Annotated in this window: 14 protein-coding genes and 1 pseudogene; 11 read left to right on the top strand and 4 right to left on the bottom strand. The window is 67.0% G+C overall.

Features of this window, described 5'->3' with window-relative positions; translation table 11 throughout:
* The first annotated feature begins 144 nt into the window (after positions 1-144).
* Positions 145-879, top strand: coding sequence for a GAP family protein (locus tag AWB95_RS20405; protein ID WP_085168576.1), 735 nt, complete (start codon positions 145-147; stop codon positions 877-879).
* Between the two features lie 12 nt (positions 880-891).
* Here the strand turns inward: AWB95_RS20405 and AWB95_RS20400 are convergent, their stop codons facing one another.
* Positions 892-3231, bottom strand: coding sequence for a CaiB/BaiF CoA-transferase family protein (locus AWB95_RS20400; protein WP_085168578.1), 2340 nt, complete (start codon positions 3229-3231; stop codon positions 892-894).
* A gap of 103 nt (positions 3232-3334) precedes the next feature.
* On the opposite strand from AWB95_RS20400, the gene AWB95_RS20395 reads away from it, so the two are divergent.
* Both AWB95_RS20395 and AWB95_RS20390 read left to right on the top strand, forming a co-directional pair.
* Positions 3335-4150 carry a FadR/GntR family transcriptional regulator gene (locus AWB95_RS20395; RefSeq protein ID WP_062540724.1) on the top strand — a complete coding sequence of 272 codons (816 nt, stop codon included), beginning with the start codon at positions 3335-3337 and terminating at the stop codon, positions 4148-4150.
* On the top strand, positions 4147-4860 hold the full coding sequence (locus AWB95_RS20390; RefSeq protein ID WP_062540725.1) for an SDR family oxidoreductase: 714 nt from the start codon (positions 4147-4149) through the stop codon (positions 4858-4860). The genes AWB95_RS20395 and AWB95_RS20390 overlap by 4 nt, the downstream gene beginning before the upstream one ends.
* Before the next feature lie 57 nt (positions 4861-4917).
* On the opposite strand, the gene AWB95_RS20385 is transcribed toward AWB95_RS20390, so the two are convergent.
* Positions 4918-5739, bottom strand: coding sequence for an LLM class flavin-dependent oxidoreductase (locus AWB95_RS20385; protein WP_062540726.1), 822 nt, complete (start codon positions 5737-5739; stop codon positions 4918-4920).
* Between the two features lie 68 nt (positions 5740-5807).
* Between AWB95_RS20385 and AWB95_RS20380 the strand changes: the two genes are divergently transcribed.
* The 4 genes and pseudogenes from AWB95_RS20380 (at position 5808) to AWB95_RS20370 (ending at position 9123) form a co-directional block, all read left to right on the top strand.
* A complete protein-coding gene (locus AWB95_RS20380) occupies positions 5808-6869 on the top strand; it encodes an acyl-CoA dehydrogenase family protein (protein ID WP_085168575.1) in 1062 nt (353 codons plus the stop codon).
* A pseudogene (locus tag AWB95_RS24190) lies at positions 6866-7489 on the top strand (acyl-CoA dehydrogenase family protein); the annotation flags it as partial. The gene AWB95_RS20380 and the pseudogene AWB95_RS24190, both read left to right, overlap by 4 nt.
* Positions 7490-7498: 9 nt before the next feature.
* Positions 7499-7969, top strand: a complete 471-nt coding sequence (locus AWB95_RS24185) for an acyl-CoA dehydrogenase family protein (RefSeq protein WP_428838836.1) — start codon at positions 7499-7501, stop codon at positions 7967-7969.
* Between the two features lie 2 nt (positions 7970-7971).
* A complete protein-coding gene (locus AWB95_RS20370; RefSeq protein ID WP_085168574.1) occupies positions 7972-9123 on the top strand; it encodes an acyl-CoA dehydrogenase family protein in 1152 nt (383 codons plus the stop codon).
* A gap of 74 nt (positions 9124-9197) precedes the next feature.
* On the opposite strand, the gene AWB95_RS20365 is transcribed toward AWB95_RS20370, so the two are convergent.
* Complete coding sequence (locus tag AWB95_RS20365; RefSeq protein ID WP_062538991.1) at positions 9198-10388, bottom strand: RNA-guided endonuclease InsQ/TnpB family protein; 1191 nt, start codon at positions 10386-10388, stop codon at positions 9198-9200.
* A 239-nt stretch (positions 10389-10627) separates the two neighbouring features.
* Here AWB95_RS20365 and AWB95_RS20360 point away from each other — a divergent pair, with 239 nt between their 5' ends.
* Together AWB95_RS20360 and AWB95_RS20355 are read left to right on the top strand one after the other, a co-directional pair.
* Positions 10628-11557 carry an acyl-CoA dehydrogenase family protein gene (locus tag AWB95_RS20360; RefSeq protein WP_062538992.1) on the top strand — a complete coding sequence of 310 codons (930 nt, stop codon included), beginning with the start codon at positions 10628-10630 and terminating at the stop codon, positions 11555-11557.
* The gene (locus AWB95_RS20355; protein ID WP_062538993.1) at positions 11554-13011 is read left to right on the top strand and encodes a class I adenylate-forming enzyme family protein; all 1458 of its coding nucleotides are present in this window, start codon (positions 11554-11556) and stop codon (positions 13009-13011) included. The genes AWB95_RS20360 and AWB95_RS20355 overlap by 4 nt, the downstream gene beginning before the upstream one ends.
* A 1-nt stretch (position 13012) precedes the next feature.
* Here the strand turns inward: AWB95_RS20355 and AWB95_RS20350 are convergent, their stop codons facing one another.
* Complete coding sequence (locus AWB95_RS20350; protein ID WP_373280751.1) at positions 13013-14758, bottom strand: AMP-binding protein; 1746 nt, start codon at positions 14756-14758, stop codon at positions 13013-13015.
* Between the two features lie 167 nt (positions 14759-14925).
* On the opposite strand from AWB95_RS20350, the gene htpG reads away from it, so the two are divergent.
* Together htpG and pks2 are read left to right on the top strand one after the other, a co-directional pair.
* Positions 14926-16854: a molecular chaperone HtpG gene (gene htpG / locus AWB95_RS20345; protein WP_062538994.1), complete on the top strand. Its 1929-nt coding sequence runs from the start codon at positions 14926-14928 to the stop codon at positions 16852-16854.
* A 249-nt stretch (positions 16855-17103) separates the two neighbouring features.
* Positions 17104-23442: a sulfolipid-1 biosynthesis phthioceranic/hydroxyphthioceranic acid synthase gene (gene pks2 / locus AWB95_RS20340; RefSeq protein WP_085168573.1), complete on the top strand. Its 6339-nt coding sequence runs from the start codon at positions 17104-17106 to the stop codon at positions 23440-23442.
* Positions 23443-23460 lie beyond the last annotated feature (18 nt).

The following is a 23460-nucleotide window of genomic DNA, read 5'->3' as shown; positions in this document are numbered from 1 at the left end:
TTGCGCACCCTAAATGAGCATTTCTTGTGAATCTGTTGTGCTCTGATTGCGCAATTTCCTCACGCCTCCCTTTTGCACCGCGCAGCACTCCAACCTCAAAACTCCCGACGGAGAACACAGAGGCAACAAGGTAGTGTTCGGGCCATGTGGAGCTCCGTATTGGGGCTGGCGCTCCTGGGGGCACTCCATCCGGTGCGTCTCGGTCTGACTCTCCTGATCATCTCTCGGCCACGGCCCGTGCTGAACTTGCTCGCCTACTGGCTTGGCGGACTGACGTTGAGTGTTCCCGTCCTGCTTGTCCCGCTCGTCGTCGTGCACTCCACACCGATGTTCAAATCTGTTACGCACGAGTCGGGCACCGCGGCCGCGAGTTCCACCGTCCGGCACATCCAACTCGGGATAGGTGTGTTTGCCCTGTCGATCGCCGCGCTGATGACGGTGCGCCACTTGGCCCGGCAGCGAGCGCGCGTGGTGACACCGGAAAACAACCCGTCCAGCATGGCCGGCTCCGATACACCGATCGCAATCCGGCGGCTGCTCGTCCGCGCTCAGGATGCGTGGGAGAACGGGTCGTTGTGGGTCGCGTGGGTGATCGGGTTTGTATCGGTGTCAGTCGACGGGGTGCTCTTCGTCGCCGCAATCATCGTGGCCTCGGGAGCCGCGATCAGCACGCAGGTCAGCGCAGCTGCCGCCTACCTCGTCCTGCTATATGCGGTCGTCGAAGTCATCCTCGTCGCGTATCTGGCCACGCCGGCGAAAACACAAGCGGTGCTGCGACGGTTGCATGACTGGGCGTCGGCTCATCGTCACCAGGTGCTCATTGCGATCTTCGCAGTGGTCGGGGTTTCCCAGCTGGCCCAGGGCACCGGCATCGTCTGACGTTGCGCTCGGTCATACGCCCTTGGGTCTGGTGCCGATCACGTCGGCCGATGCCAGCCGGGTGAGGTCGGCGTCGTTCAACCCGCACAAGCCGCGAAGTACTTCTGCATTGTGCTCGCCGAGGGTGGGCGACGGGCGCAGCAGCCACCGCGAGTGTCCGGTGAGCGGAGCAAACGGCGGACGCGGATACAACGCCGTGCCGATTCGGGGATGTTCAAGCGACTCGAAGAACCCGCGGTCGTTCAGTTGCGGGTTGTCCGTCACCAGCGACGGCGACACCACCGGCGCAGCGGGAATCCCCACTGCAGCAAGGCTTTCCACCGCAGAGGCCAGCTCTTGGCCTGCGAACCAGTCGGCCAGCCGGCGATCGATGTCGTCGGCGTAGTCCCGTCGGCCCGCGACCGTGTCAAGACGCCCGTCGTCGCACCACGACGGCCGGCCCATCAGCGCAACCAACGCACGCCACTGCTCGTCGGTGGCCACTGTCACGGCGATCCAATCGTCGTCACCGGCGCAGCGGTAGAGATTCTGGATGGCCGAACCATGTCCGCGGTTACCCCGCCGGCTCAGCGTCAGGCCGAAGGCCTCGGCTTCCATAGGCTGAATTGCGGTGGCGTTCAACACCGTTTCGATCATCGGTAGCTCCACGAGTTGGCCTTCCCCAGTGCGCCCGGTGTGGTCCAGCGCCGCCAGCACGGCGAAGGCGGCGTGAACTCCGGCCAGCGGGTCGCAGGCGCCCCGCGGGGCGACCGGCGGGCCGTCCGGCAGCCCGGTCACCCAGGCCAGTCCGGCGATCTGTTCCATGGTCGGCGCGAAACCGACCCGGTCGCGCCACGGGCCTTCCAGCCCGAACGCCGGCATGCGCGCCACCACCAGTCGCGGGTTCACCGCCAGCAGCGCATCCGCCGTAAGCCCGAAGTGCTCCATCACCCGCGGCGAGAAGTTCTCGATGACCACGTCGGCACCGGCCACCAGCGACATGAAGAGACGGCGGCCGTCGTCTGATCCCAGGTCCAGGGTCACCGAGCGCTTGTTGGTGTTCATGGCGTGAAACACCCAGCCGTACTCCCACCAGTCGTCGACGTCGGTGCGCATGCCGCCCGAATAGCGGATGCCGTCGGGGCGCTGGATGGACTCGACCTTGACGACGTCTGCGCCGAATGCGGCAAGCAGATGCGTGGCGGCCGGGCCCGCCCAGAACGCGGTCAGGTCGATGATGCGCACACCATCGAGGGGCAGCCGACGGTCCTGCTTCCCGATCGCGGATTCTCTTCTGCTCCATGATGTTTCGCTGTTAGCTTCGCCCAGTCTCGGTGCGCTGCGCAACGGCGCGGGACGGCATCGCGACATCAGCCACGGGGTCCGGGGCTGATGAAAACCGGCTGGGTTGCGGATGAACACGCCACGCTGCCTCATGTAAGCCATGTCGCGGATCGTCGAGCCGTTACCCAGCGCCGCGATCGGTAGCCGGAACAGCTGGCCGAGTTCGACGATCTCGTCGACGGTGCGTTCGGCCAGCCATGGGCCGATTCGCTCACGGATGAAATCGCGGTATTCCCAACGGCCGATCTGGAACCGCAGCTGGGGGATCTCGGTCAGCTCGGGGCATTCGACCATCGCGGCGAAGTCCAGCCACTGCTGGCCGGTGACCATCGTGATCCCGACGTAGCCGTCCTTGGCCGGCTCGATCGAGGGCACCTCGACGGTGCGGGAGACCGGCGGAACCTGCAACAGCTGCGAATGCAGCCATTCGCTGCTCTGCATCAGGGTCATCGCCTCGAGCATCGACAGGTCGAGGTGCTCACCGGGTCCGCCGCCCTCGACACGGCGGCGCATCGCCAGCGCGCCGAACGCCGCGAACGCGCCGCCCATGTACTCCCCGAGATCACCGCCGATCGCGATCGGCGGCCCGGCCGGATCGCCCCGGAAACCCGTCGACCCGGCCCAGGCCTGCAAGGTGAATTCGCTTGCAGCGCGGTCGGCGTAGGGCCCCGTCCAGCCGAAGTCGGAGATCGTCACGACGATGGCTTGCGGACACCGCGTGAGCAAAACCTGTGGGTCTATCGCCAGTTCGGCGGCTCGCGACCGGTTGGCGGTGACCACCACCACGTCCGCACCGGCCAGTTCGGCGTCGTACCGCTCGTCGTCCGGCGTACACGTCAGGCTGCGCTTGCCGGCGTTGAGATAGCAGAACAGTGGTGAATCCGTAGCTGCCGGCGAGCAGCTTGCGGTAAACCGCCGCAACGGATCCCCTTGTGGCGGCTCGATTTTCCGGACTTCCGCGCCGGCGTCGACCAGCAGCTTGCCGCAGTAACTGCCGGCAATGCGGTCGCTGATCTCGACGACGCGCATGTCCTGCAACGGTGTCGGTCCGCCGTTCACCCTGACTATTGTGCCATTACTGCTAAAATAGCCGGATGATCGCCGCTGTGTCCTGCGTCGCTGCCGAGATCGGATGACCGCTTTGGGAATTGGGCCGGAGGCACGACGCCGGTTGTCGGCGCCGCGGATTGCCGAAATCGTCGCCGACGAGTTGCGTCGTCAGATCATCGACGGCGAATTGGCCGACGGCGACCTACTGCCTCGGCAGGAAGTTCTCGTCGAGCAGTTCAACGTCAGTCTCGTCTCGCTGCGCGAAGCGCTGCGAATCCTCGAGACCGAAGGCCTGGTGTCGGTGCGACGCGGCAACCGGGGCGGCGCCGTCGTGCACGCGCCGGCCAAGACCAGCGCCGCCTATATGCTGGGTCTGCTGCTGCAAAGCGAGTCGGTCGGCGTGGCCGATCTGGGCGCGGCACTGCTGGAACTCGAACCCGCGTGCGCCGCGCTGGCCGCGCAACGGCCCGACCGCGCCGACACGTTGGTGCCCGAGCTCAAGCAGGTCAACGAGGCGATGGCCGAGCATCTGGACGACGGGCCCGAGTTCACCGAAATCGGGCGCCGTTTCCACGATCTCGTCGTGCGTGGCTGCGGAAACCGCACCATCATCGCCGTCGTCGGCACACTCGAGACGCTGTGGAGCAGTCACGAACAGCAATGGGCCGACGAGAGCGCCGCGCGCGGCACCTATCCGTCGCTGACCGAGCGGCGCGCGGTGCTCAAAACCCACGTCAAACTCACCGAGATGATCGAGGCCGGCGACGTCGATCGGGCCCGTCGCATCTCCGCGCGTCATCTCGCCGACACCCAAAGCCACGTGCTGGCCGGCCGGACCGGTCAACGCATCTATGCGCTGTCACCGCAGGCGTTGTCGCGCCCGCGGCCCGGGCCGTGAGAACCGCCCTCGTCACCGGCGGTAGCGGTGGAATCGGCAAGGCATGTGCGGCCAAGCTTCACGAACGCGGCTACGACGTGGTGCTCTCGGCCCGGCGCGAAGCCCCGCTACGGGCGGCAGCCGAGCAGATCGGCGCCCATTACCTGGTGGCCGATGCGTCGGATCCGGCCGGGTTCGAACGGGCGATAAGGCCCCTGGAGACCATCGATCTCGTCGTGCACGCGGCCGGGACGCTCGGCGGCACCTACGCGCGCAAGCAGTCGTTCGAACAGTGGCGGGCGATCATCTCGGCGAACCTGGACTCGTGCTTCGTGGTGACCGCGGCGGTGCTGCCGCGGATGCCCGCCGGTTCGCGGCTGGTGTTCATCTCCTCGTCGGCGGCGCACGAGCCGATGATGGCCCGCACCGCCTACTCGGCGTCCAAGGCCGGGATGAACGCGTTCGCCAGAGCGCTGGCTTTGGAAGTCGACCGCGACGGCATCGCCGTGCATGTCGTGACACCGGGCCCGGTGGAAACCGAGATGCTGCAAGATGTTCCGTTCGAGATGTACGCGATCCAGGTCTCCGACGTTGCCGAGACGGTGGCGTGGCTGGACACCGTGGACCCGTCAGTGGATCTGCCGGAGATCCGGCTGAACGCCGTGCACCGCGGCCCCTTCGCCCGCGACCCGGTGGTGCCTACCGCGGCCCGCCGACGCCGGCAACGGTGAGCAGACGCAGAATCGCACGATTCGGTCCCCGAATGTGCGATTCTGCGTCTGCTCGCGCTACCTGGTGATCACCGTTTCGCCGAATTCGTGCAGCGATTCCGGGGCGGCGAAGTCGGCAAACCACACATAGAACCGCTCGACGCCCTGACCCGCCAGACCCGCGAAGTGCGCCCCGAGCTGGCCGGCGTCGGCGCAGACCAGCCCCGTGCCCAGATGGCCGAATCGCCGGGTGCTCACCTCGCGCACCGCGTCCGGGTCGGCGCCGCGCCGCACGAAACCCACCATCTGTTGCACCGAGACCCGCGCCGATCCGGCGGACGGGATCAGCCGGGGCAGCCGATCGAGGTGGTTAGCGGGCACGTTCCACCAATCGGCGTGTCGGCGAACAAGTTCCATGGTGCGGCGGCCGGTGCCACCGAGGATCAGCGGTATCGGATGCGCCGGCCGCGGCTGCTGACTGGACCAATACTGCTTGAGCAGGTCGAGATGACGCCCGAGCTGCTCGACCCGGGCGACCGCATCCTGCTGCCCGACCGCGAATCTGGCGAACTCGGCGGGCCACGAGCCGGACCCCAGACCGAGCTCGAATCGCCCGCCGCAGGCCGCCGACAGTGTGACGGCTTGCTTGGCCAGCACCGCGGGATGACGGAATGCGTCGCAGAGCACCAGGTGGCCGATTCGCAACCGCTCGGTTTGGGCGGCCACCCAGGTGGCGATACCCATTGCCTCCCAGATGTTTTCATCTGGTTGCCCAGGCGCCTCGAGATGGTCGATGAATGCGATCCCGTCGAATCCGCTGGCCTCGGCATGCCGTGCGCGTTCGACGATGTCGGTGATCGGCAACCGCACCTGCGGCAGGAAGAGATACCACTCGGTCATGGCTGACCACCATACGGAGGGGGCGCTCGTCGTGCCTAGATTGCTATCTTTGCTATGTTAGGCGTGTTATGGATGTGGGGCTGAATCCTGGCCAGCTGGCGCTGCGTGACAGCGTGCGTGACGTGCTGCGCGCCGAGTGTCCGCCCGAGGTTGCCCGACAGGCGATGACCGATCCGGAGCGCTGGCGCACGGTATGGAAGACGGTCGTCGACCTGGGCTGGACCGATCTCGCCGCACCCGATTCCGACTTCGGCTACCTGGACGTGGCCGTAGTACTGGAAGAGTGCGGAGCGGCGATCGCGCCGATTCCGCTTCTCTCGGGCGTTGGCCTCGCCGCGGGCGTGCTGCGCGCCGCTGGTCTCGACGGCGTTCTGCGCGACGTCAGCGGCGGCGTGGTCGCGACGCTGGCCGTGCACCCGCCCGGGCATCGGCTGCCCGGTGTGCCGATGACGCTCTGCGACGGGCGCCTGCGTGGGCGCGCGGTCGCCGTGCCGTGGGCGTCGGCCGCGGAGCTGGTGGTCACGCTGGCCGAATCCCCCGATGCGGTGGTGGCCGCGGTCGCGCGCATCGGTGACGGCGTCACCGTCACGCCGGGCGAGTGCACTGATCCCGCCCAGCCCGTCGGCGACGTCGAGATCGACGCCGCGCCACTGGCCGCCGCAAAGGTGGACGTCGAATCCGCCTTAGCCGCATCGCTTCTGGCTGTGGCCGCCGATCTGGTCGGCGTTGCCGGCGCAGCGCTGACCCGCTCCGTCGAGCACGCGAAATCACGGCAGCAGTTCGGCAAGCCGATCGGCGCCTTCCAGGGTGTCAAGCACGCGCTGGCCGACAACTACGTCGCCCTCGAGCGGGCCCGCAGCCTCGCCTACGCCGCCGCCGCCCGCCTCCACGATCCGACGACCACCCCCGCCGCCGGCTGGACCGCCGCCGCGCTGGCCAAGGCCGCCGCCGCCGACGCGGCGGTCGGCTGCTGCCGCACGGCCGTTCAGGTTCACGGCGCGCTCGCCCAGACCTGGGAGCACGACATCCACCTATTTCTGCGGCACGCCTGGCAGGGCGCTGCCGCGCTGGGCGACAGCCGCGCGCTCTACCACGCCTTGGGCCGCCGATTCGCACGAGGCGTCGCATGAGTGACGTGGTCACGGAGTTCGGCACATGGTTGACCGATTTCCTGCCGGACGACTACTACACCCGGTATCGCGAGTACCGCTGGGATCTGGGGCTGCGGCGCTACTATCAGCGGGCCTGCTTCGAGGCCGGTTGGCTGCAGCCGACCTGGCCGCGCGAGCACGGCGGCCGCTCGCTGGGCCTTCGTGACGCGATGGAGATCCGGCTCGAGGCAGCGATGCGGTCGGCGCCCAAACTGCCCAACATCGCCGGCCCCAACGTCGCGGCCCCGGCGATTCGCCAGTTCGGCACGCCCGAGCAGATCGACCGGCTACTGGTTCCGCTGCTGCGCGGCGACGAGTGGTGGGCGCTGGGCATGTCGGAGCCGGAAGCCGGTTCGGACTTCGCGGGACTGCGCACCCGCGCCGAGCGGGACGGCGACGTGTTCCGGGTCAACGGGCACAAGATTTGGACCACCCAGGCGCACCTGTCGCGGTGGTGCACGCTCTATGCGCGCACCGACCCGACCGCCGCTAAACATCGCGGCATCTCCTGCCTCATCCTCGATTTGCAGTCCCCCGGCGTGCGCATCGAACCCATCCGGATGGCGTCAATGTCCGACGAGACGTTCTGCGAGGTCTTCCTCGACGACGTGGAGGTGCCGGCGGCCAACCTGTTGGGCCCGTACAACGGCGGCTGGGACGTCGCGCTGGCGTCGCTGCACCATGAGCGCCGAATGATCTGGATCATGAACTGGGTCGAGATCCAGCGCGGCCTGGACTCGGTCCGCGCAGCCACCAACGCCGAGCAAGAGGACATCTACACCGAACTGGGCTCGCTGCTCGCCGACGCCGAGGCCTTGCGGGCCACCGGCTACCGGGCCCTGCACAACGAGCTCGACGGCCGGCCCAGCCCGGAAGCAGACATCCTCAAACTGCTGGGATCCGTTACACTGCAACGGGTCTGGGAACTGAGTGCGGCGGCCGCCGGCCCCGCCTCGAGCGCCAATCCCGACCTGCTGTTCGAGCGCCAGGACGCCCTGGCGGCGACGATCTACGGCGGAACCTCCGAAATCCAGCGCAACATCATCGCCGAGCGGCTGCTCGGACTGCCGAAGGGATAAGGATGGATTACGACCTCGGCCCCGACGCCGCCGACTTGCGAAAGCGCTTGCGCGAGTTGATTTCCACGCATATCCCCGAAGGTTTTCTGGGTGCCTGCACCGACGACCCGCGCGATCTGGCGACCACCGAATCGTTCTGCAAGCTGCTGGCCACCGACGGGCTGCTGGCGTTGGCCTGGCCGAAAGAGCACGGCGGCGGCGGCGGTTCGATCTGGCAGCAGACCGTGCTGCGCGAGGAGATGTGGGCCCACCACGAGCCGCGCGGCGCGCAGTACATGGGGATCAACTGGGTCGGGCCGGCGCTGATGCGTTACGGGACGCCGGAGCAGAAGGCCCGCCATCTGTCGGCGATCGCGGCTGGCGAAGTGATCTGGTGCCAAGGCTTTTCCGAACCCGAAGCCGGCACCGACCTGGCGTCACTGCGCACTCGGGCGGTGCCCGACGGTGACGGGTGGCGCGTCACCGGGCAGAAGGTGTGGACCTCGTACGCGCAGATGGCGTCGTGGTGCGTGCTGGCGGCGTGCACCGACCCCGACGCGCCGAAACCCAAGCGGCTCACCCTGTTTCTGGTTCCGATGGACCGGCCCGGCATCACCGTGCGGCCGATCCGCTCGATGCTCGGACCGCACCACCTCAACGAAGTCTTCCTCGACGACGTTGAGGTATTCCCCGACGAGGTTCTCGGCGAGGTCGGCGACGGCTGGCGCGTAATGCGCGAGGCGCTCGCGTTCGAGCGGGTGGGCATCGCGCGGTACGCCCGGTGCGAATCGCTGCTGATGCGGATGCAGACCGAACTCGGCGACGACTGGGACCGGCTACCCGAGTCCATCCGCACCCGCTGGGTGCGGGCGCTGACCGACCTGCGGGTCGCCCGGCTGCTGGCCTACCGGGCGGTGTCGCTGCAGGACGACCCCGCGGCGGGCGCGGCGGCCAGTGCAGCCCGCATCGCCACCACGACGTGCGACCAGCAGGTTGCCGAGTTGCTGTTCGACGTGCTGGGGCCGACGGCGCTGGACAGCGGCACGAAAGCGCCGCTGCACGGCGCCGCCGAAGACCACTGGCGCTACGCCCAGGCGGCCACCGTGGCGTCGGGCACCATCGAGGTCCAGCGCATGCTGGTCGCACGCGAGGTATTGGGAGAACACCGGTCATGAACCCCTGGCCGATGGAACAGATACGACGCTGTTCCCTTGCGGTTCGGGGCGCCTTTAGGCTCGCTGCTGCCGCCCTAACTGGCTGTCAGGGTGGGCGCTGCGTGCGGACGCATGACTTCGCCCCAGCGCTCGACACCGCGTACTGCAATGTTGATCGCTGCGTTGTGGTCAGCGTGCCCAACGAAGCCACACCGGCCACACTTAAACTCGCTTTGCGAGAATCGGTTTCGTTTGTCCACCCACCCGCACTCATGACAAGTTTGCGAGGTATGGGCAGGATTGACCTGAACGAACGCCACGCCGGCCGCCTGCGCCTTGTAGGCCAGAAACAAGCCGAGTCTGCTGAACGCCCACGAATGCAGCGTGGTCCGTTGGGGCTTGCGAAACCGTACCCGCTCGCGGATCCCCGTCAGGTTTTCAACGGCGATACCGCGCTCGATGCGTTGAGCCTCGACCACGATGCGTTTACTTATTTGGTGGTTGATGTCGGCCGCGAAGCGCGCCTCCTTTCGTCGCCGCTTTTTGAGCAGTCGGCGCGCCGAACTGGTTTTTTTAGCTTGCAGCCGCCGCCGGATTCGCTGCTGTCGTTTCCGGTACCGGTTCAATCGTTTACCCGCCACACGATTGCCGTCGCTAGTGGTCGCGATGTTTACGATACCCATATCGATTCCGATGAAGCCATTGACGGGATCGGTCAGCGGGGCCTCAGGGGCATTCACTGTGGCGTAGAGAAACCACTTACCATCCCGGTTGATCAGATCGGTCTCACCGATAGGCCGGGTGCGAAGCAAAACCAAATTCTGTGGAGCGGCGAGAATTCGGACACTCCGCAGCCGACCCTGCACAGTCAAGATCGAGACGGTTGCGTCGCGGCTGCCGACGATGTCCGGGATCTGCCAGGACAAACATCGCGCATCGAACGGTTGGGCGGCACGCTCACGGAAGCGAATGGGCGTGGACTGTACCTTCATGCGGCGCCGCGAACCTGGTGGACCATAGTTGCCGGCAACCACGTTGGCTCGCAGAGTGGTATAGGCGTCGGACACCTTGCCGATTACACGGATCGCTGGCTGTGCCGACAGCCCGAACCGTTGCCGCAACTCGACGTAGAAGTGCTTTTGCGCATCTCGTTTGTGGAAAATTCGCTCAGCATGCATCCTGCCCGACAACCACGACGCCGCACTGTTGCATTGTCTCAATGTGGCATCCAGCGCAATGCCCTGCAATTCAGTCGGCAGTATGCGTACTTTGACAACTCGTTTCATATTGCGAACGCTAGCGAGTGCCACCGACAACTTGCCCACACCACGACCGCGTACCGTACGCATTTAGACCGTCGCAGCATGGCCTGGTGGAAACCAAACGTGCGTCCTCGGCCACTAACCCGCGCTGTCCATAACGCCCACCTGCTTTTGGGACCGCACGACCTGCCGCGGCGACTGCAGGGGCACTGTTGGTTTTCGCCCGGTCGCAAATTGTCAGGCAAGTTACGAAGAAGGATACGGTGAATACCGCTCTGCCGGAAGACGTTAACGAGTTCGCCACCGTCGCGGCCAAGCGGTTGGCCCGCTTCGGCGGACCGCAGGCGGCGCTGCGCGCCGAGACCGATGACGAAATCCGCGGCCAAGCAAGAAAAGCATTGGCCGACGTCGGCGCGTTCGACCTCGACGTCCGCTACGGACCCGACGACCTGCTGGCCGCCGCGGTGCTCTGTCGCGCCGCCGGCGCCACGGCGTTGCCCTACCCGCTGGTCGAGGAGCTGCTGGCCGTCGACGGCGCACGGCTGGCGCTGGTCAACCCGCAGGCACCCCGGATCGATCACGGCGATCTGCCCGGCGAGTGGATCGCCGCCGACCTGGACGGGATCCGCTACCGGCCGCGGGCGGAATCGCGGACCAACGCCAAGCTCGGGCCGTTTCTGGTCCCGGCCACACTCAGCGAACCCGACGGCACCGTGCCGGCCGTCGACGTCGACCTGCACCTGGTGCTCGGGTCGTGGCGAATCCTCGGCGCCGTACAGCAGCTACTGCAGATCACGTGCGAGCACGTCCGCAGCCGTATTCAGTTCGGCAAGCCGCTGGCCGACTTCCAGGCCGTCCGGTTCGCGGTCGCGGACGCGTCCGTCGCCGCGCGCGGGCTCGACGAACTCGCCAAATACACGATCTGGCGGGTCAATTCGGTGCCGGCGCAGGTACGCTCGGCGGATGCAACGATGCTACGTCTCAAAGCCGCCGACACCGCCCGTCAAATGTTGCGCACCTCGCACCAGCTACTCGGTGCGCTGGGTTTCTGCGACGAATCCGACGTCAGCGTGCTCGACCGGCACACCCAGCCGCTCCTCCGGTTGCCGGTGAGCACCGAAGTGCTTGCGCTGCGGTTGATCCCCGACGTGCGCAGCGGTTCCCTGGAAACGCTGTTCACAGTGCCAGCATGAGCCCCGAAGAGGGAGTGCCGTTCGGGCTGCGGCTGCAGCAGCTCGCGCAGGGACTCGGCGACCAGCCCGCCGTGACCACGCTGGCGCCCGACGGGGCCGCGCGCACGCTGAGCTTCGCCGATCTCGAGGTGCGGGCCAACCAGTGGGGCCGGGCGTTGGCGGCCGCCCGCGCCGACGCCGGTTCGCTTGTGGCGCTGGCCATTCCCAATTCCCAGGAGCTGATTCTGGCGGCGCTGGGCTGCTGGAAGGTCGGCGCGGTTCCGGTGCCGATGCGCTGGGATCTGCCCGACTGGGAACGCTCCCGCGTGCTCGGCGTGATCGACGCGGCCGTCGTTGTCGACGAACAAACCACGGAGAAGCTGGCGTCCAAAGCCAAAGACCAATCCGACGAGCCGCTGCCGATCGTCGTCTCCCCCACCGTCAACGGCATCTGCAGCAGCGGGTCGACCGGCCTGCCCAAGGTGATCCTCAACCTGGCGCCGGCGCTGTGGACGCCGCTGCTGTCGACACCGTTTCTGGCGGCCTGGACCTCGGTGGATCTACCGCAGACGATCCTGGTGCCCGGGCCGATGTATCACACCAACGGCTTCGCCCCGCTGAACAACCTGCTGGGCGGCGACCGGCTGGTGGTCCTGGAAAAGTTCGACGCCGCAATGGTTGTCGACGCGATCGAGCGCTATCGGATCACCAACTTCACCGCCACGCCGACGATGCTGAGCCGCATCGCCGCGCTACCCGGCATAGAAACCCGCGACCTGTCCAGCGTGGTATGGATTTTGGTGGGCGCCGCGGTGATGCCGCACGCGCTGATGCACACGTGGTTTCACCTGCTGTCCCCCGAACAGATCGTGATGGCCTACGGGATGACCGAGAACCTCGGGCTCACCGCGTTGCGCGGCGACGAGTGGCTGGCCCACCCCGGCAGTGTCGGCCGGCGCTTCCGCGACACCGAGATTCGGATCCTCGACCCGCAGGGCAATCCGCTGCCGCCCGGCGAGCTCGGCGAGATCTACCTGCGTGCCCCGATGAGCGCCGGATACCGGTACCTGGGCGGGGCGCCGCCGCTGCCGTCGACACCCGACGGGTTCCGGTCCGCCGGCGACATCGGGCACCTCGACGCCGACGGCTACCTCTACGTCGCCGACCGCCGCGCCGACATGATCATCACCGGAGGCGCCAATGTCTTTCCGGCAGAAGTGGAATGCGCACTCGCCGAACACGATCAGATCGCCGACGTCGTCGTCATCGGGCTCTCCGATCCGCAGTGGGGCCGACGGGTGCACGCCGTCGTGCAAGCCACGGCGCCGCTGTCCGAGCAGCAGGTGATCGACTTCGCGAAGACCCGGCTCGCCGCCTACAAGGTGCCCAAGACGGTCGAGTTCGTCGACCAGATCCCCCGCACAGCGGCCACCAAAATCAACCGCTCGGCGATGATCGAAGCCCGCGGCGGATGAGCTATGCGTCCACCCGGGCGAACTGACCCTGCCGGTACTGCTCGACACACGTCGACCGCCGAACCTTGCCGCTGGTGGTGATCGGGATCGAACCGGGCGGCACCAGAACCAGATCCGCGACCGCGAGGCCGTGCACGTTGGAGATCGCCGAGGTGACTTCGCCCTTGACGGCGGAGAGCTTCGCCGCCGCCTCCTCCGCAGAGTCGCCGCGCTTCTTGGTCTCGATGATCACCACCAGCTTTTCGGTGTGCTCGTCCGGAACCGCGATGGCGGCGCAGCGACCGCCGCTGATCTCCTGGACGGTCGCTTCGATGTCGTCGGGAGAGTGGTTGCGCCCGTAGACGATCAGGAGGTCCTTGATGCGGCCGATGATGAACAGCTCGTCGTCGAAGAGGAAGCCTGAGTCGCCGGTCCGCAGCCAGGGCCCCTCGGGCGTACCCTCTGAGGGAGCGACAAGCCTTGCGCCGAAAGTGTTTTCGGTCTCCTGGGGTTTCTGCCAGTAGCCCATCGCGACGTTGTCGCCATGCACCCAGATCTCACCGACCGTTCCCGCAGGGCACTCGACACGTGCGTCGGGGTCGACGATGCGGACCATCGGTGAGCGCGGCACCCCGTAGCTGACCAGCGGTGTGCCGCCTCCACTTTCGCAGCGCTCCGCCTTGCCGGCGGTCAGCTTTTCGGATTCGAACCGCACGATGGTCGCCGGCTCAGTAGCCGTGGGAGTCGCCACGTACACAGTGGCTTCCGCGAGTCCGTACGACGGGCGGATCACTTCTTCGCGCAGGTTGAACTTGGCGAAGCGTTGTGTGAAGCGCCGCAGCGTGGCCGGGTGTACCCGTTCGCTGCCGGTGGCGATGACAAGCACGTCGGAGAGATCGAACCCGGCCATGTCCTCGTCCGACGTCTTGCGCGCCGCCAGTTCGAACGCAAAGTTCGGTGCCGCCGAATATGCGCGGGAGTTGCTTGCTACCAACTGCATCCACCGGGCCGGCCGCTGCAGGAAGGCCACCGGACTCATCAGCACAGCGGGCTTTCCGGTCATGATCGGCGCGCAGATCCCCAGATACAAACCCATGTCGTGATAGAAGGGCAGCCACGACACAATCGTGGTGTCCGACGGGGGGAATCCTCCGTACTGCGGAAAGTAGTCGGCCATAATCTGTTCGAAATTGGACAGGATGTTGCGGTGCGACATCACTACGCCCGCCGGTACGCGAGTCGACCCGGATGTGTATTGCAAATACGCTGTGCTCGGGAGGTTTTCGAGGCCCGAGCTGGACGAGCCCCGGGCGTCAAGATCCAGCTTGTCGACTTGCACAATCGACGGTGCGGATCCGCCGGACTCCGACTTGACGTACTGGGCGACGGTGCCTGCGATAGCGGACGTCGTGAGAATGACCGACGGCGACGCGTCGCGCAGAACCGAACTCACCCGCTCGTCGCTGACGCCGCCGAGCGGAACCGAAAGGGGAACCGCGATCTGTCCGGCCTGCAATGCGCCGAGAAACGCGACGACATACTCAAGTCCCTGCGGCGCGATGACGAGTGCGCGGTCACCCGTCGACCCGAGAGGTTCGAGTTCGGCCGCAACATTGAGGGTTCGCCGATACAGCTGCGCCCACGTCAGGCTTTCCGCAACCCCGGACCAGTCCTGGTCGTAGTCGATATACGTCACCGCCGTGTCATCGGCCTGCAGACCGGCGCGCTCGCGCAGCAAGCCCAAAATGGTATCCACCACGGGCGTCACGTTACCGCGACCGTCGCCGCCATACGGTCGAAAAGTTCATCTCAGTTGACACGCGTTCGGCGCAGGTGCTGACGCCTCTCCAGGTCAGACGGCCAAGGCCGCGTCGTCCTCGGTATTATTTTCGCTGGCATCTGTAGTGGAAAGTTGTGTTGTAGAACGGAAGTCAGATGACTGCACACGTGGAGCAGTTGGAGTTTCAGGCCGAAGCACGCCAGCTGCTGGATCTGCTGGTCCACTCGGTGTACTCCAACAAGGACTCGTTTCTGCGGGAGTTGGTCTCCAACGCCTCAGACGCGCTGGACAAGCTGCGGCTAGAATCACTGCGCAACAAGGACCTCGATGTCGACACGTCCGACCTTCACATCGAGATCGAGACCGACAAGGCTGCGCGCACCCTGACCGTGCGTGACAACGGCATCGGTATGACGCGCGACGAGGTGGTGGATCTGATCGGCACACTGGCCAAATCGGGCACCGCCGAGCTGCGCCAGAAGCTGCGTGAGGCCAAGAACGCGGCCGCCTCCGAGGAGCTGATCGGCCAGTTCGGGATCGGGTTCTACTCGACGTTCATGGTGGCCGACAAGGTCGAACTGCTCACCCGCAAGGCCGGCGAGAGCGCGGCCACCCGGTGGGTGTCCAGCGGTGACGGCACCTACAGCATCGAATCCGTCGAGGACGCCCCGCAGGGAACGTCAGTGACGCTGCACCTCAAGCCCGAAGACGCCGAGGACGGCCTACACGACTACACCTCGGAATGGAAGATCAAGGAGCTGGTCAAGAAGTACTCCGACTTCATCGCCTGGCCCATCCGGATGGACGTCGAAAAACGCACCCCCGCCGAAGAGGAAGGCGGCGAGGAGCAGGTCAGCGTCGAAACGCAGACGCTGAACTCGATGAAGGCGCTGTGGGCCAAGTCCAAGGACGAGGTCTCCGACGAGGAGTACAAGGAGTTCTACAAGCACGTCGCGCACGCCTGGGATGACCCGCTCGAGGTCATCGCGATGAAGGCCGAGGGCACCTTCGAATACCAGGCGCTGCTGTTCATCCCCACGCACGCCCCGTTCGACCTGTTCAACCGCGACGCCAAGGTCGGAGTGCAGCTGTACGTCAAGCGGGTCTTCGTGATGGGCGACTGCGACCAGCTGCTGCCGCACTACCTGCGCTTCGTCAAGGGCGTCGTCGACGCACAGGACTTGTCGCTCAACGTTTCCCGCGAAATCCTGCAGCAGGACCGGCAAATCGCCGCGATCCGTCGCCGGCTCACCAAGAAGGTCCTATCGGCAATCCAGGACATGCAGTCGCAGCGGCCGGACGACTACCGCACGCTGTGGGCCCAGTTCGGCCGGGTGCTCAAAGAGGGCATGATGTCGGACTTCGACAACCAGGACACCCTGCTGCGCATCTCGTCGTTCGCCTCGACCCACAGCGACGAGCAGCTGACCACCCTGGCCGAGTACGCCGAACGCATGAAGGACGGTCAGGAGCAAATCTTCTACGCGACCGGCACATCGCGTGAGCAACTGCTGAAGTCCCCGCACCTGGAGGCGTTCAAGGCCAAGGGCTACGAGGTGCTGCTGCTCACCGACCCCGTCGACGAGCTCTGGGTCGGATCGGTGAGCGAGTTCGACGGCAAACCGCTGCAGTCGGTGGCCAAGGGCGAGGTGGACCTCGACTCCGACGATGAAAAGAGCGAGGCCGAGCGCGAGGAGCAGGAGAAGGAGTTCGCCGGCCTGCTGGCCTGGTTGACCGAAACTCTCAGTGATCACGTCAAGCAGGTGCGGTTGTCCACCCGGCTGACCGAATCGCCGGCCTGCCTGATCACCGACGCCTTCGGCATCACCCCGGCGCTCGCTCGCCTCTACCGGGCCTCCGGGCAAGTGGTACCGGTCAGCAAACGCATTCTGGAACTCAATCCCCACCATCCGCTCGTCACCGGTCTGCAGCAGGCCCACAAGGAGCGTGGCGGGGAGGATCCTTCACTGGCCCAAACCGCCGAATTGCTCTACGGCGCGGCCCTTCTCGCCGAAGGCGACATACCCGAGGACCCGGCAAAGTTCGCCGCCCTACTGGCGGACCGCCTGACTCGCACCGTATAGGGCATGTCCGCGAATTCGGCGTACCAGAGCAAATATCACGGCTGGGTAACGGTTCCATCGAATACCTACATCTTTGGCAGGTGCGTAATACCGTCGCGTCTGCCACTTACGTCGCTGACGTGCATGAAAGCCCGTAAGACGGGAAAAGGCATCAATTGACACATGACGTTGGCACCCCGGGGGGTCGAGGAGCGCCACGGTCTGAGTCACGCGGCGGACAAAGCCACCCCAGTCGTTGCAGGAGGCGGAATGGTTTCGTACGGAGCGATCGATGATGGTGCACCCGGAGCGGCGACGGCGGATTCTTCCCCCACAATGAGCACCACGGCGGCCACTCCCGTTGCCATCATCGGCATGGCGTGCCGGCTTCCCGGCGGTATCGACTCCCCCGAGCTGCTGTGGGAGGCGTTGCTGCGCGGCGACGACTTGGTCACCGAGGTTCCCCCAGACCGCTGGGACGTCGACGAACACTACGACCCCGAGCCGGGGGTACCGGGCCGCTCGGTCTCGAAATGGGGGGCGTTCCTCGACGACGTTGCCGGCTTCGACGCCGATTTCTTCGGGATCAGCGAGGCGGAGGCGACCGCGATCGACCCGCAGCACCGGCTGTTGCTGGAGACCTCGTGGGAAGCAGTGGAGCACGCGGGGCTCAACCCGGCAAAGCTGGCCGGCTCACGCACCGGCGTGTACGTGGCGTTGGGGCATAACGACTACCAGCTGCTGGCCGCCGACGCCCACGCGCTGGAGGGTCCCTACGGGTTCCTGGGCAACGGCTACTGCATGGCCTCCGGGCGAATCTCCTATGCCCTGGGTTTGCATGGTCCCGCACTGACGGTGGACACAGCATGCTCGGCCGGCCTGGTCACCGTGCACATGGCGTGCCGCAGCTTGCACGACGGCGAATGCGACCTTGCCCTGGCGGGCGGTTCGGCGGTGGCGCTGGATCCGCGGAAGTTCTCCGCGGGCTCGGCGGGCGGCATGCTGTCGCCCACCGGTCGCTGCCACGCGTTCGACGTCACCGCCGACGGGTTTGTGCCGGGCGAGGGCACTGCCGTGGTGGTGCTCAAGCGGTTACCGGATGCGCTGCGCGACGGCGACCGGATCTTGGCGGTGGTGCGCGGCACGGCGCTGAACAACGACGGCCGCACGGCCACCATCACCTCGCCGTCGCGGGCGGCGCAGGCCGCGGCCTATCGGGCCGCGTTGGCTGTGGCGGGCGTCGACGCGGGCAGCGTGGCCATGGTGGAGACGCACGGCACCGGTACCCCCACCGGTGACCCGGTCGAATTCGCCAGCCTGGCCGAGGTTTACGGCACCGACGGGCCCTGCGCGCTCGGTGCTGCGAAGACCAACTTCGGGCACAACCAGTCCACCGCCGGGACGCTGGGGTTGATCAAGACCGTCCTCGCCTTGCAGCACGGCGTTATTCCACGCAATCTGCACTTCACTCAGCTGCCCGACGAGCTCACCCAAATAGAAACCAACCTTTTTGTGCCGCAGGAGAATACGCCGTGGCCACGCAACGGCGGGGCACCCCGGCGGGCGGCTGTGTCGGCGTACGGATTTTCGGGCACCAACGCCCACGCCATCGTGGAGCAACCCCCCGAGCCGCGCGAAACCGCAGCGCAACACAACGGGCAAGCGGCAACCGAGCCGCTGCTGTTCCCGGTGTCGTCCACCTCCGCCGACGAACTGCGCCGCACGGCAGGCCGGCTGGCCGACTGGGTGCAAGCACACGACGACGTGTCATTGCCGGATCTGGCCTACACGCTGGCGCGCCGGCGCGCGCACCGCCCGGTACGCACCACCGTCATTGCGAGCAGCCAGGCGGTACTCACCCAAGCATTGCGCGAGGTTGCCGACGGCGACACGCCGTATCAGGCCGCGGTCGGACAAGACGACCGGGGAGCGGTGTGGGTGTTCTCCGGGCAGGGTTCGCAGTGGGCGGGCATGGGCGCGCAGCTGCTGGCCGACGAACCGGTGTTCGCCGCCACCGTCGCGCAGGCCGAGCCGCTGATCGCCCGCGAGTCGGGATTCTCGGTGACCGAAGCGATCTCGGCGCCACAGGTCGTCACCGGTCAAGAACGGATTCAGCCGACGCTGTTCACGATGCAGGTCGCCCTGGCCGCGACGCTGAAGGCCTACGGGGTGCGCCCGGGGGCGGTCATCGGGCACTCCCTCGGCGAGGCCGCAGCCGCTGTGGCCGCGGGCGCGCGGTCGCTGGAAGACGGACTGCGGGTGATCTGCCGCCGCTCGCAACTGATGTCCCGCGTGGCCGGCACCGGCGCCACCGCAACGGTGGAACTGCCTGCCCAGCAAGTACTTTCGGAGCTGACCGCCCGCGGCATCAACGACGTCGTGGTGGCGATCGTCGCTTCGCCGCAGTCCACGGTGATCGCCGGCGCCGCGCAGACGGTTCGCGACCTGGTCGCGGCTTGGGAGCAGCGCGACGTGATGGCCCGCGAGGTCCCCACCGACGTCGCCTTCCATTCGCCGCAGGTCGACCCGATCCTCGACGATCTGACCCAGGCACTGGCAGACCTCAAACCGATGACGCCGGAGGTTCCGTTCTACTCGGCGACCCTGTTCGACCCGCGCGAGCAGCCGGTCTGCGACGCCCGCTACTGGGCCAGCAACATGCGCCGCATGGTGCGGTTCTCGGCGGCGGTGCAGGCCGCCTTGGAGGACGGCTACCGGGTGTTCGCCGAGGTGGCGCCGCACCCGCTGCTCACCCACGCTCTAGAGCAGACCGCCCGTAACCTCGACATGCCGCTGGCTGCGCTGGCCGGCATGCGCCGCGAGCAGGTTTTGCCGCACGGGCTGCGCAGTTTCGTGGCCGATCTGCACAGTGCGGGCGCCGCGGTGGACTTCTCGGTGCTGTATCCCAGTGGACAGCTGGTGGATGCGCCGCTGCCGACCTGGACGCACCGTCCGCTGATGTGGAGCCGCGACGGTCAGGAGACCCAGATCCACGGCGGCTGCACCGTCTCGGTGCATCCGCTGTTGGGCCCGCATGTGCGTCTGCACGAGGAGCCGGAGCGCCACGTGTGGCAAGGGGAGGTCGGTACCGCGGCTCAGCCCTGGCTGGGCGATCACCGGATCCGCGATATTCCGGTGCTTCCGGGGGCGGCGTATTGCGAGATGGCGCTGGCGGCCGCGCGTGAGGTGCTCGGTGAGGCTGCCGAGGTCCGCGACATCCGCTTCGAGCAGGCGCTGCGGCTGGACGAGGAGACCACGGTCGGCGCCTCCGCATCGGTGTCGTCGCCAGGCGTGCTCGACTTCTCCGTGGAGACGAACCCCGGCGGTCATCAGGTGCGGCACGCCACCGCGGCCCTGCACGCCGTTAACGACGAGCAGCCGCCCGCGCGGGATATCCCGGCGCTGCTTGCCGCGCACCCGGGTCGCGAAGACGGCGCCGACGTGCGCGCGCGGCTGGACCGCCGTGGTGTTCAGTTCGGTCCCTCGTTCGCCGCTCTGGGCGTCGTGCACACCGGCGACGAGGGGGCCGACACCGTGCTCGCGGAAGTCGCGCTGCCCCGTCAAATCCGTTCGCAGCAAGACGCATACGGCGTGCACCCCGCGCTGCTGGATACCTGCTTCCAGTGCATCGAGTCGCATCCGGGGGTCAAGGCCCTGAGCGAAGAAGTGCTGGGATTGCCGCAAGGTGCCCGCCGTATACGCGTCTACGGCCCGGTTCGCAATGCCCGCTACTGCTACACCCGGGTGAACAAAGCCGATTCGACCGGGGTCGAGGCCGACTTCGAACTGCTCGACGAAAACGGAGCAGTCCTGCTCACCCTGCACGGGGCGCGGTGGGGCGCCAGGGTCTCGGGAAACGTTCAGAAAGATCGGACGTTGAACGAGCGGCTGCTGAGCCTGGAGTGGCGGCTGCGGGAGTTGCCCGAGGCCGACCAAGACGATGCGAGAAGCTGCCTGCTGATCAGCACCACGACCACCTCGGACGTGGTGGCGACCAGGCTGACCGACGCTCTGAAAAACTATGGCGCGCAATGCACGACCATGTGCTGGCCGCCGCACGCCGACCATGAATCCAACCGCGAACAGCTGGCAAATCATTTGAGTGCCGGCGCCTTCACCGGTGTGGTGATCCTGACGGGACCGAAAAACGGCGACGCCGAGGACCACTCCCCGCTGGCGGGCCGCGAGTATGTCCAGCATCTGGTGCGGATCGCCCGCGAATTGACGGAGGCTCCGGGCGAGTCGCCTCGGGTGTACCTGGTGACCCGCAACGCCCAGGTCGTGCTGGCCGGCGACCAACCCAACCTCGAGCAGGCCGGGCTGCGCGGGTTGATGCGAGTGATCGGCACAGAGCATCCGCACGTGCGCGCCAGCCAGATCGACGTGGACGAAGCCGTCGACGCCGAGCAGTTGGCGCGCCAACTGCTGGGCGACTTGGACGAGGACGAAACCGCCTGGCGCAACGGCGCGTGGTATACGGCCCGGTTGTCCGCGGCACCGCTGCTTCCCGAGGACCGCAAAACCACCGTCGCCAACCACGAATGCGACGGAATGCACCTGCAGATCCGCACGCCCGGCGATCTGGAGTCGATGGAACTTGTTGCGCGCGATCGGGTTCCGCCGGGGCCTGGGAAAATCGAGGTCGCGGTCAGCGCGTCGAGCATCAACTTCGCCGACGTGCTGGTGGCATTCGGCCGTTACCCCGCCATCGAGGGCCATCTGCCGCAGCTGGGCACCGACTTCGCCGGGGTGGTGACCGCGGTCGGACCCGACGTGACCGACCACAAGGTGGGCGACCGTGTCGGGGGTCTGTCCCCCGACGGCTGCTGGGGCACGTTCGTCACCTGCGACGCGCGCCTGGCCGTCACGCTGCCCGCCGGGCTTTCCGACGCGCAGGCGGCGGCAGTGACCACCGCGCACGCCACCGCTTGGTACGGCCTGCACGACCTGGCCCGCATCAAGAGCGGCGATAAGGTGTTGATCCATTCCGGAACGGGCGGCGTGGGGCAGGCGGCCATCGCGATCGCCCGCGCCGCAGGTGCCGAGATCTTCGCCACCGCCGGCAGTGAGCAGCGCCGGCAGTTGTTGCGCGACATGGGAATTGAGCATGTTTACGACTCGCGAAGCCTGGAGTTCGCCGAAGGCATCCGCCGCGACACCGATGGATACGGGGTGGATATCGTGCTCAACTCGGTCACCGGCGCCGCGCAGCGCGCGGGGCTGGAACTGCTGGCCTACGGGGGGCGGTTCATCGAGATCGGCAAACGTGACATCTACGGCGACACCCGGCTGGGGCTTTTCCCGTTCCGGCGCAACCTCGCGTTCTACGGCGTCGACCTGGCGCTGATGACCGTCACCCACCCGGACCAACTGCGCGAAGTGCTGGAAAAGGTGTACCGGCTCACTGCTGACGGCACGTTGCCGATGCCAGAGAGCACGCACTACCCGCTGGCCGAAGCGCCCACTGCCATTCGGGTGATGAGCGCCGCCGAACACACCGGGAAGCTGGTGCTCGACGTCCCGCACACCGGGCACAGCCGGGTGGTGGTGCCGCCGGAGCAAGTGCCGGTGTTCCGCGGCGACGGCGCCTACATCGTCACCGGCGGGCTCGGCGGCCTGGGCTTGTTCCTGGCCGAGAAGATGGCCGCAGCCGGCTGCGGGCGCATCGTGTTGTCGTCGCGCTCGCAGCCCACGCCCGAAGCGGAGCAAACCATCGAGCGCATCCGCATACACGGTGCCGATGTCGTGGTGGAAAACGGCGACATCGCCGAGGCCGCGACGGCGCAGCGGTTGGTCGCCACGGCGACCGCTACCGGGCTGCCGGTGCGCGGCGTGCTGCATCTGGCGGCGGTGATCGAGGACGCCACCCTGACCAACATCACCGATGAGCTCGTCGAGCGTGACTGGGCGCCAAAGGTTTATGGTGCGTGGAACTTGCACACCGCCACCGCCCAGCAGCCGCTGGACTGGTTCTGCTCGTTCTCCTCGGCGGCCGCGCTGGTCGGCTCGCCGGGGCAGGGCGCCTACGCCGCGGCCAACAGCTGGTTGGACGCATTCACCCGCTGGCGCCGGGCTCAGGGCTTGCCGGCGACCGCCATCGCCTGGGGTGCCTGGGCCCAGATCGGGCGCGCCACCGACCTGGCAGAGGGCGGCATTGCCATCGCTCCCGACGAGGGCGCCTACGCGCTGGAAGCCCTGCTGCGCCACGACCGCACCTACAGCGGGTACGCGCCCATCACCGGCGCACCGTGGCTAGCCGCGTTCGCCGAACGCACCCCGTTCGCCGAAGCGTTCCGTTCCGTCGGTCAAAACGCAGCGGGCACAAGCAAATTGCTTGCCGAACTCGAGGAGCTGCCGCCAGACGAGTGGCCGACCCGGCTGCGGCGGCTGATCTCCGATCAGGTCAGCCTGATCCTGCGCCGCAGCATCGACCCGGACCGTCCGCTGCCCGAGTACGGCCTGGATTCGCTGGGCGCCCTCGAACTACGTACCCGTATCGAGACCGAAACCGGCATCCGGATCAATCCCGCCGACCTCACCGCCATCGGCACTATTCGTGGCCTGGCGGAACTGCTCCGCGAAAAGCTGGCCCCGGCAGACGCCGTCTGAAACCGTTGCTGCCGTGTG

Source organism: Mycobacterium celatum (genome assembly GCF_002101595.1).
GTDB lineage: Bacteria > Actinomycetota > Actinomycetes > Mycobacteriales > Mycobacteriaceae > Mycobacterium > Mycobacterium celatum.
Note: the sequence above shows the minus strand (reverse complement) of the source record. Positions and strands in the feature narration are given on the sequence as shown.

Bases quoted from the DNA above. Each gene is read 5' to 3' on its own strand.
- AWB95_RS20405 (WP_085168576.1), top strand. From the start codon at position 145: ATGTGGAGCTCCGTATTGGGGCTGGCGCTCCTGGGGGCACTCCATCCG.
- AWB95_RS20400 (WP_085168578.1), bottom strand. From the start codon at position 3,231: ATGCGCGTCGTCGAGATCAGCGACCGCATTGCCGGCAGTTACTGCGGC.
- AWB95_RS20395 (WP_062540724.1), top strand. From the start codon at position 3,335: ATGACCGCTTTGGGAATTGGGCCGGAGGCACGACGCCGGTTGTCGGCG.
- AWB95_RS20385 (WP_062540726.1), bottom strand. From the start codon at position 5,739: ATGACCGAGTGGTATCTCTTCCTGCCGCAGGTGCGGTTGCCGATCACC.
- AWB95_RS20380 (WP_085168575.1), top strand. From the start codon at position 5,808: ATGGATGTGGGGCTGAATCCTGGCCAGCTGGCGCTGCGTGACAGCGTG.
- AWB95_RS20370 (WP_085168574.1), top strand. From the start codon at position 7,972: ATGGATTACGACCTCGGCCCCGACGCCGCCGACTTGCGAAAGCGCTTG.
- AWB95_RS20365 (WP_062538991.1), bottom strand. From the start codon at position 10,388: ATGAAACGAGTTGTCAAAGTACGCATACTGCCGACTGAATTGCAGGGC.
- AWB95_RS20355 (WP_062538993.1), top strand. From the start codon at position 11,554: ATGAGCCCCGAAGAGGGAGTGCCGTTCGGGCTGCGGCTGCAGCAGCTC.
- htpG (WP_062538994.1), top strand. From the start codon at position 14,926: ATGACTGCACACGTGGAGCAGTTGGAGTTTCAGGCCGAAGCACGCCAG.
- pks2 (WP_085168573.1), top strand. From the start codon at position 17,104: ATGGTTTCGTACGGAGCGATCGATGATGGTGCACCCGGAGCGGCGACG.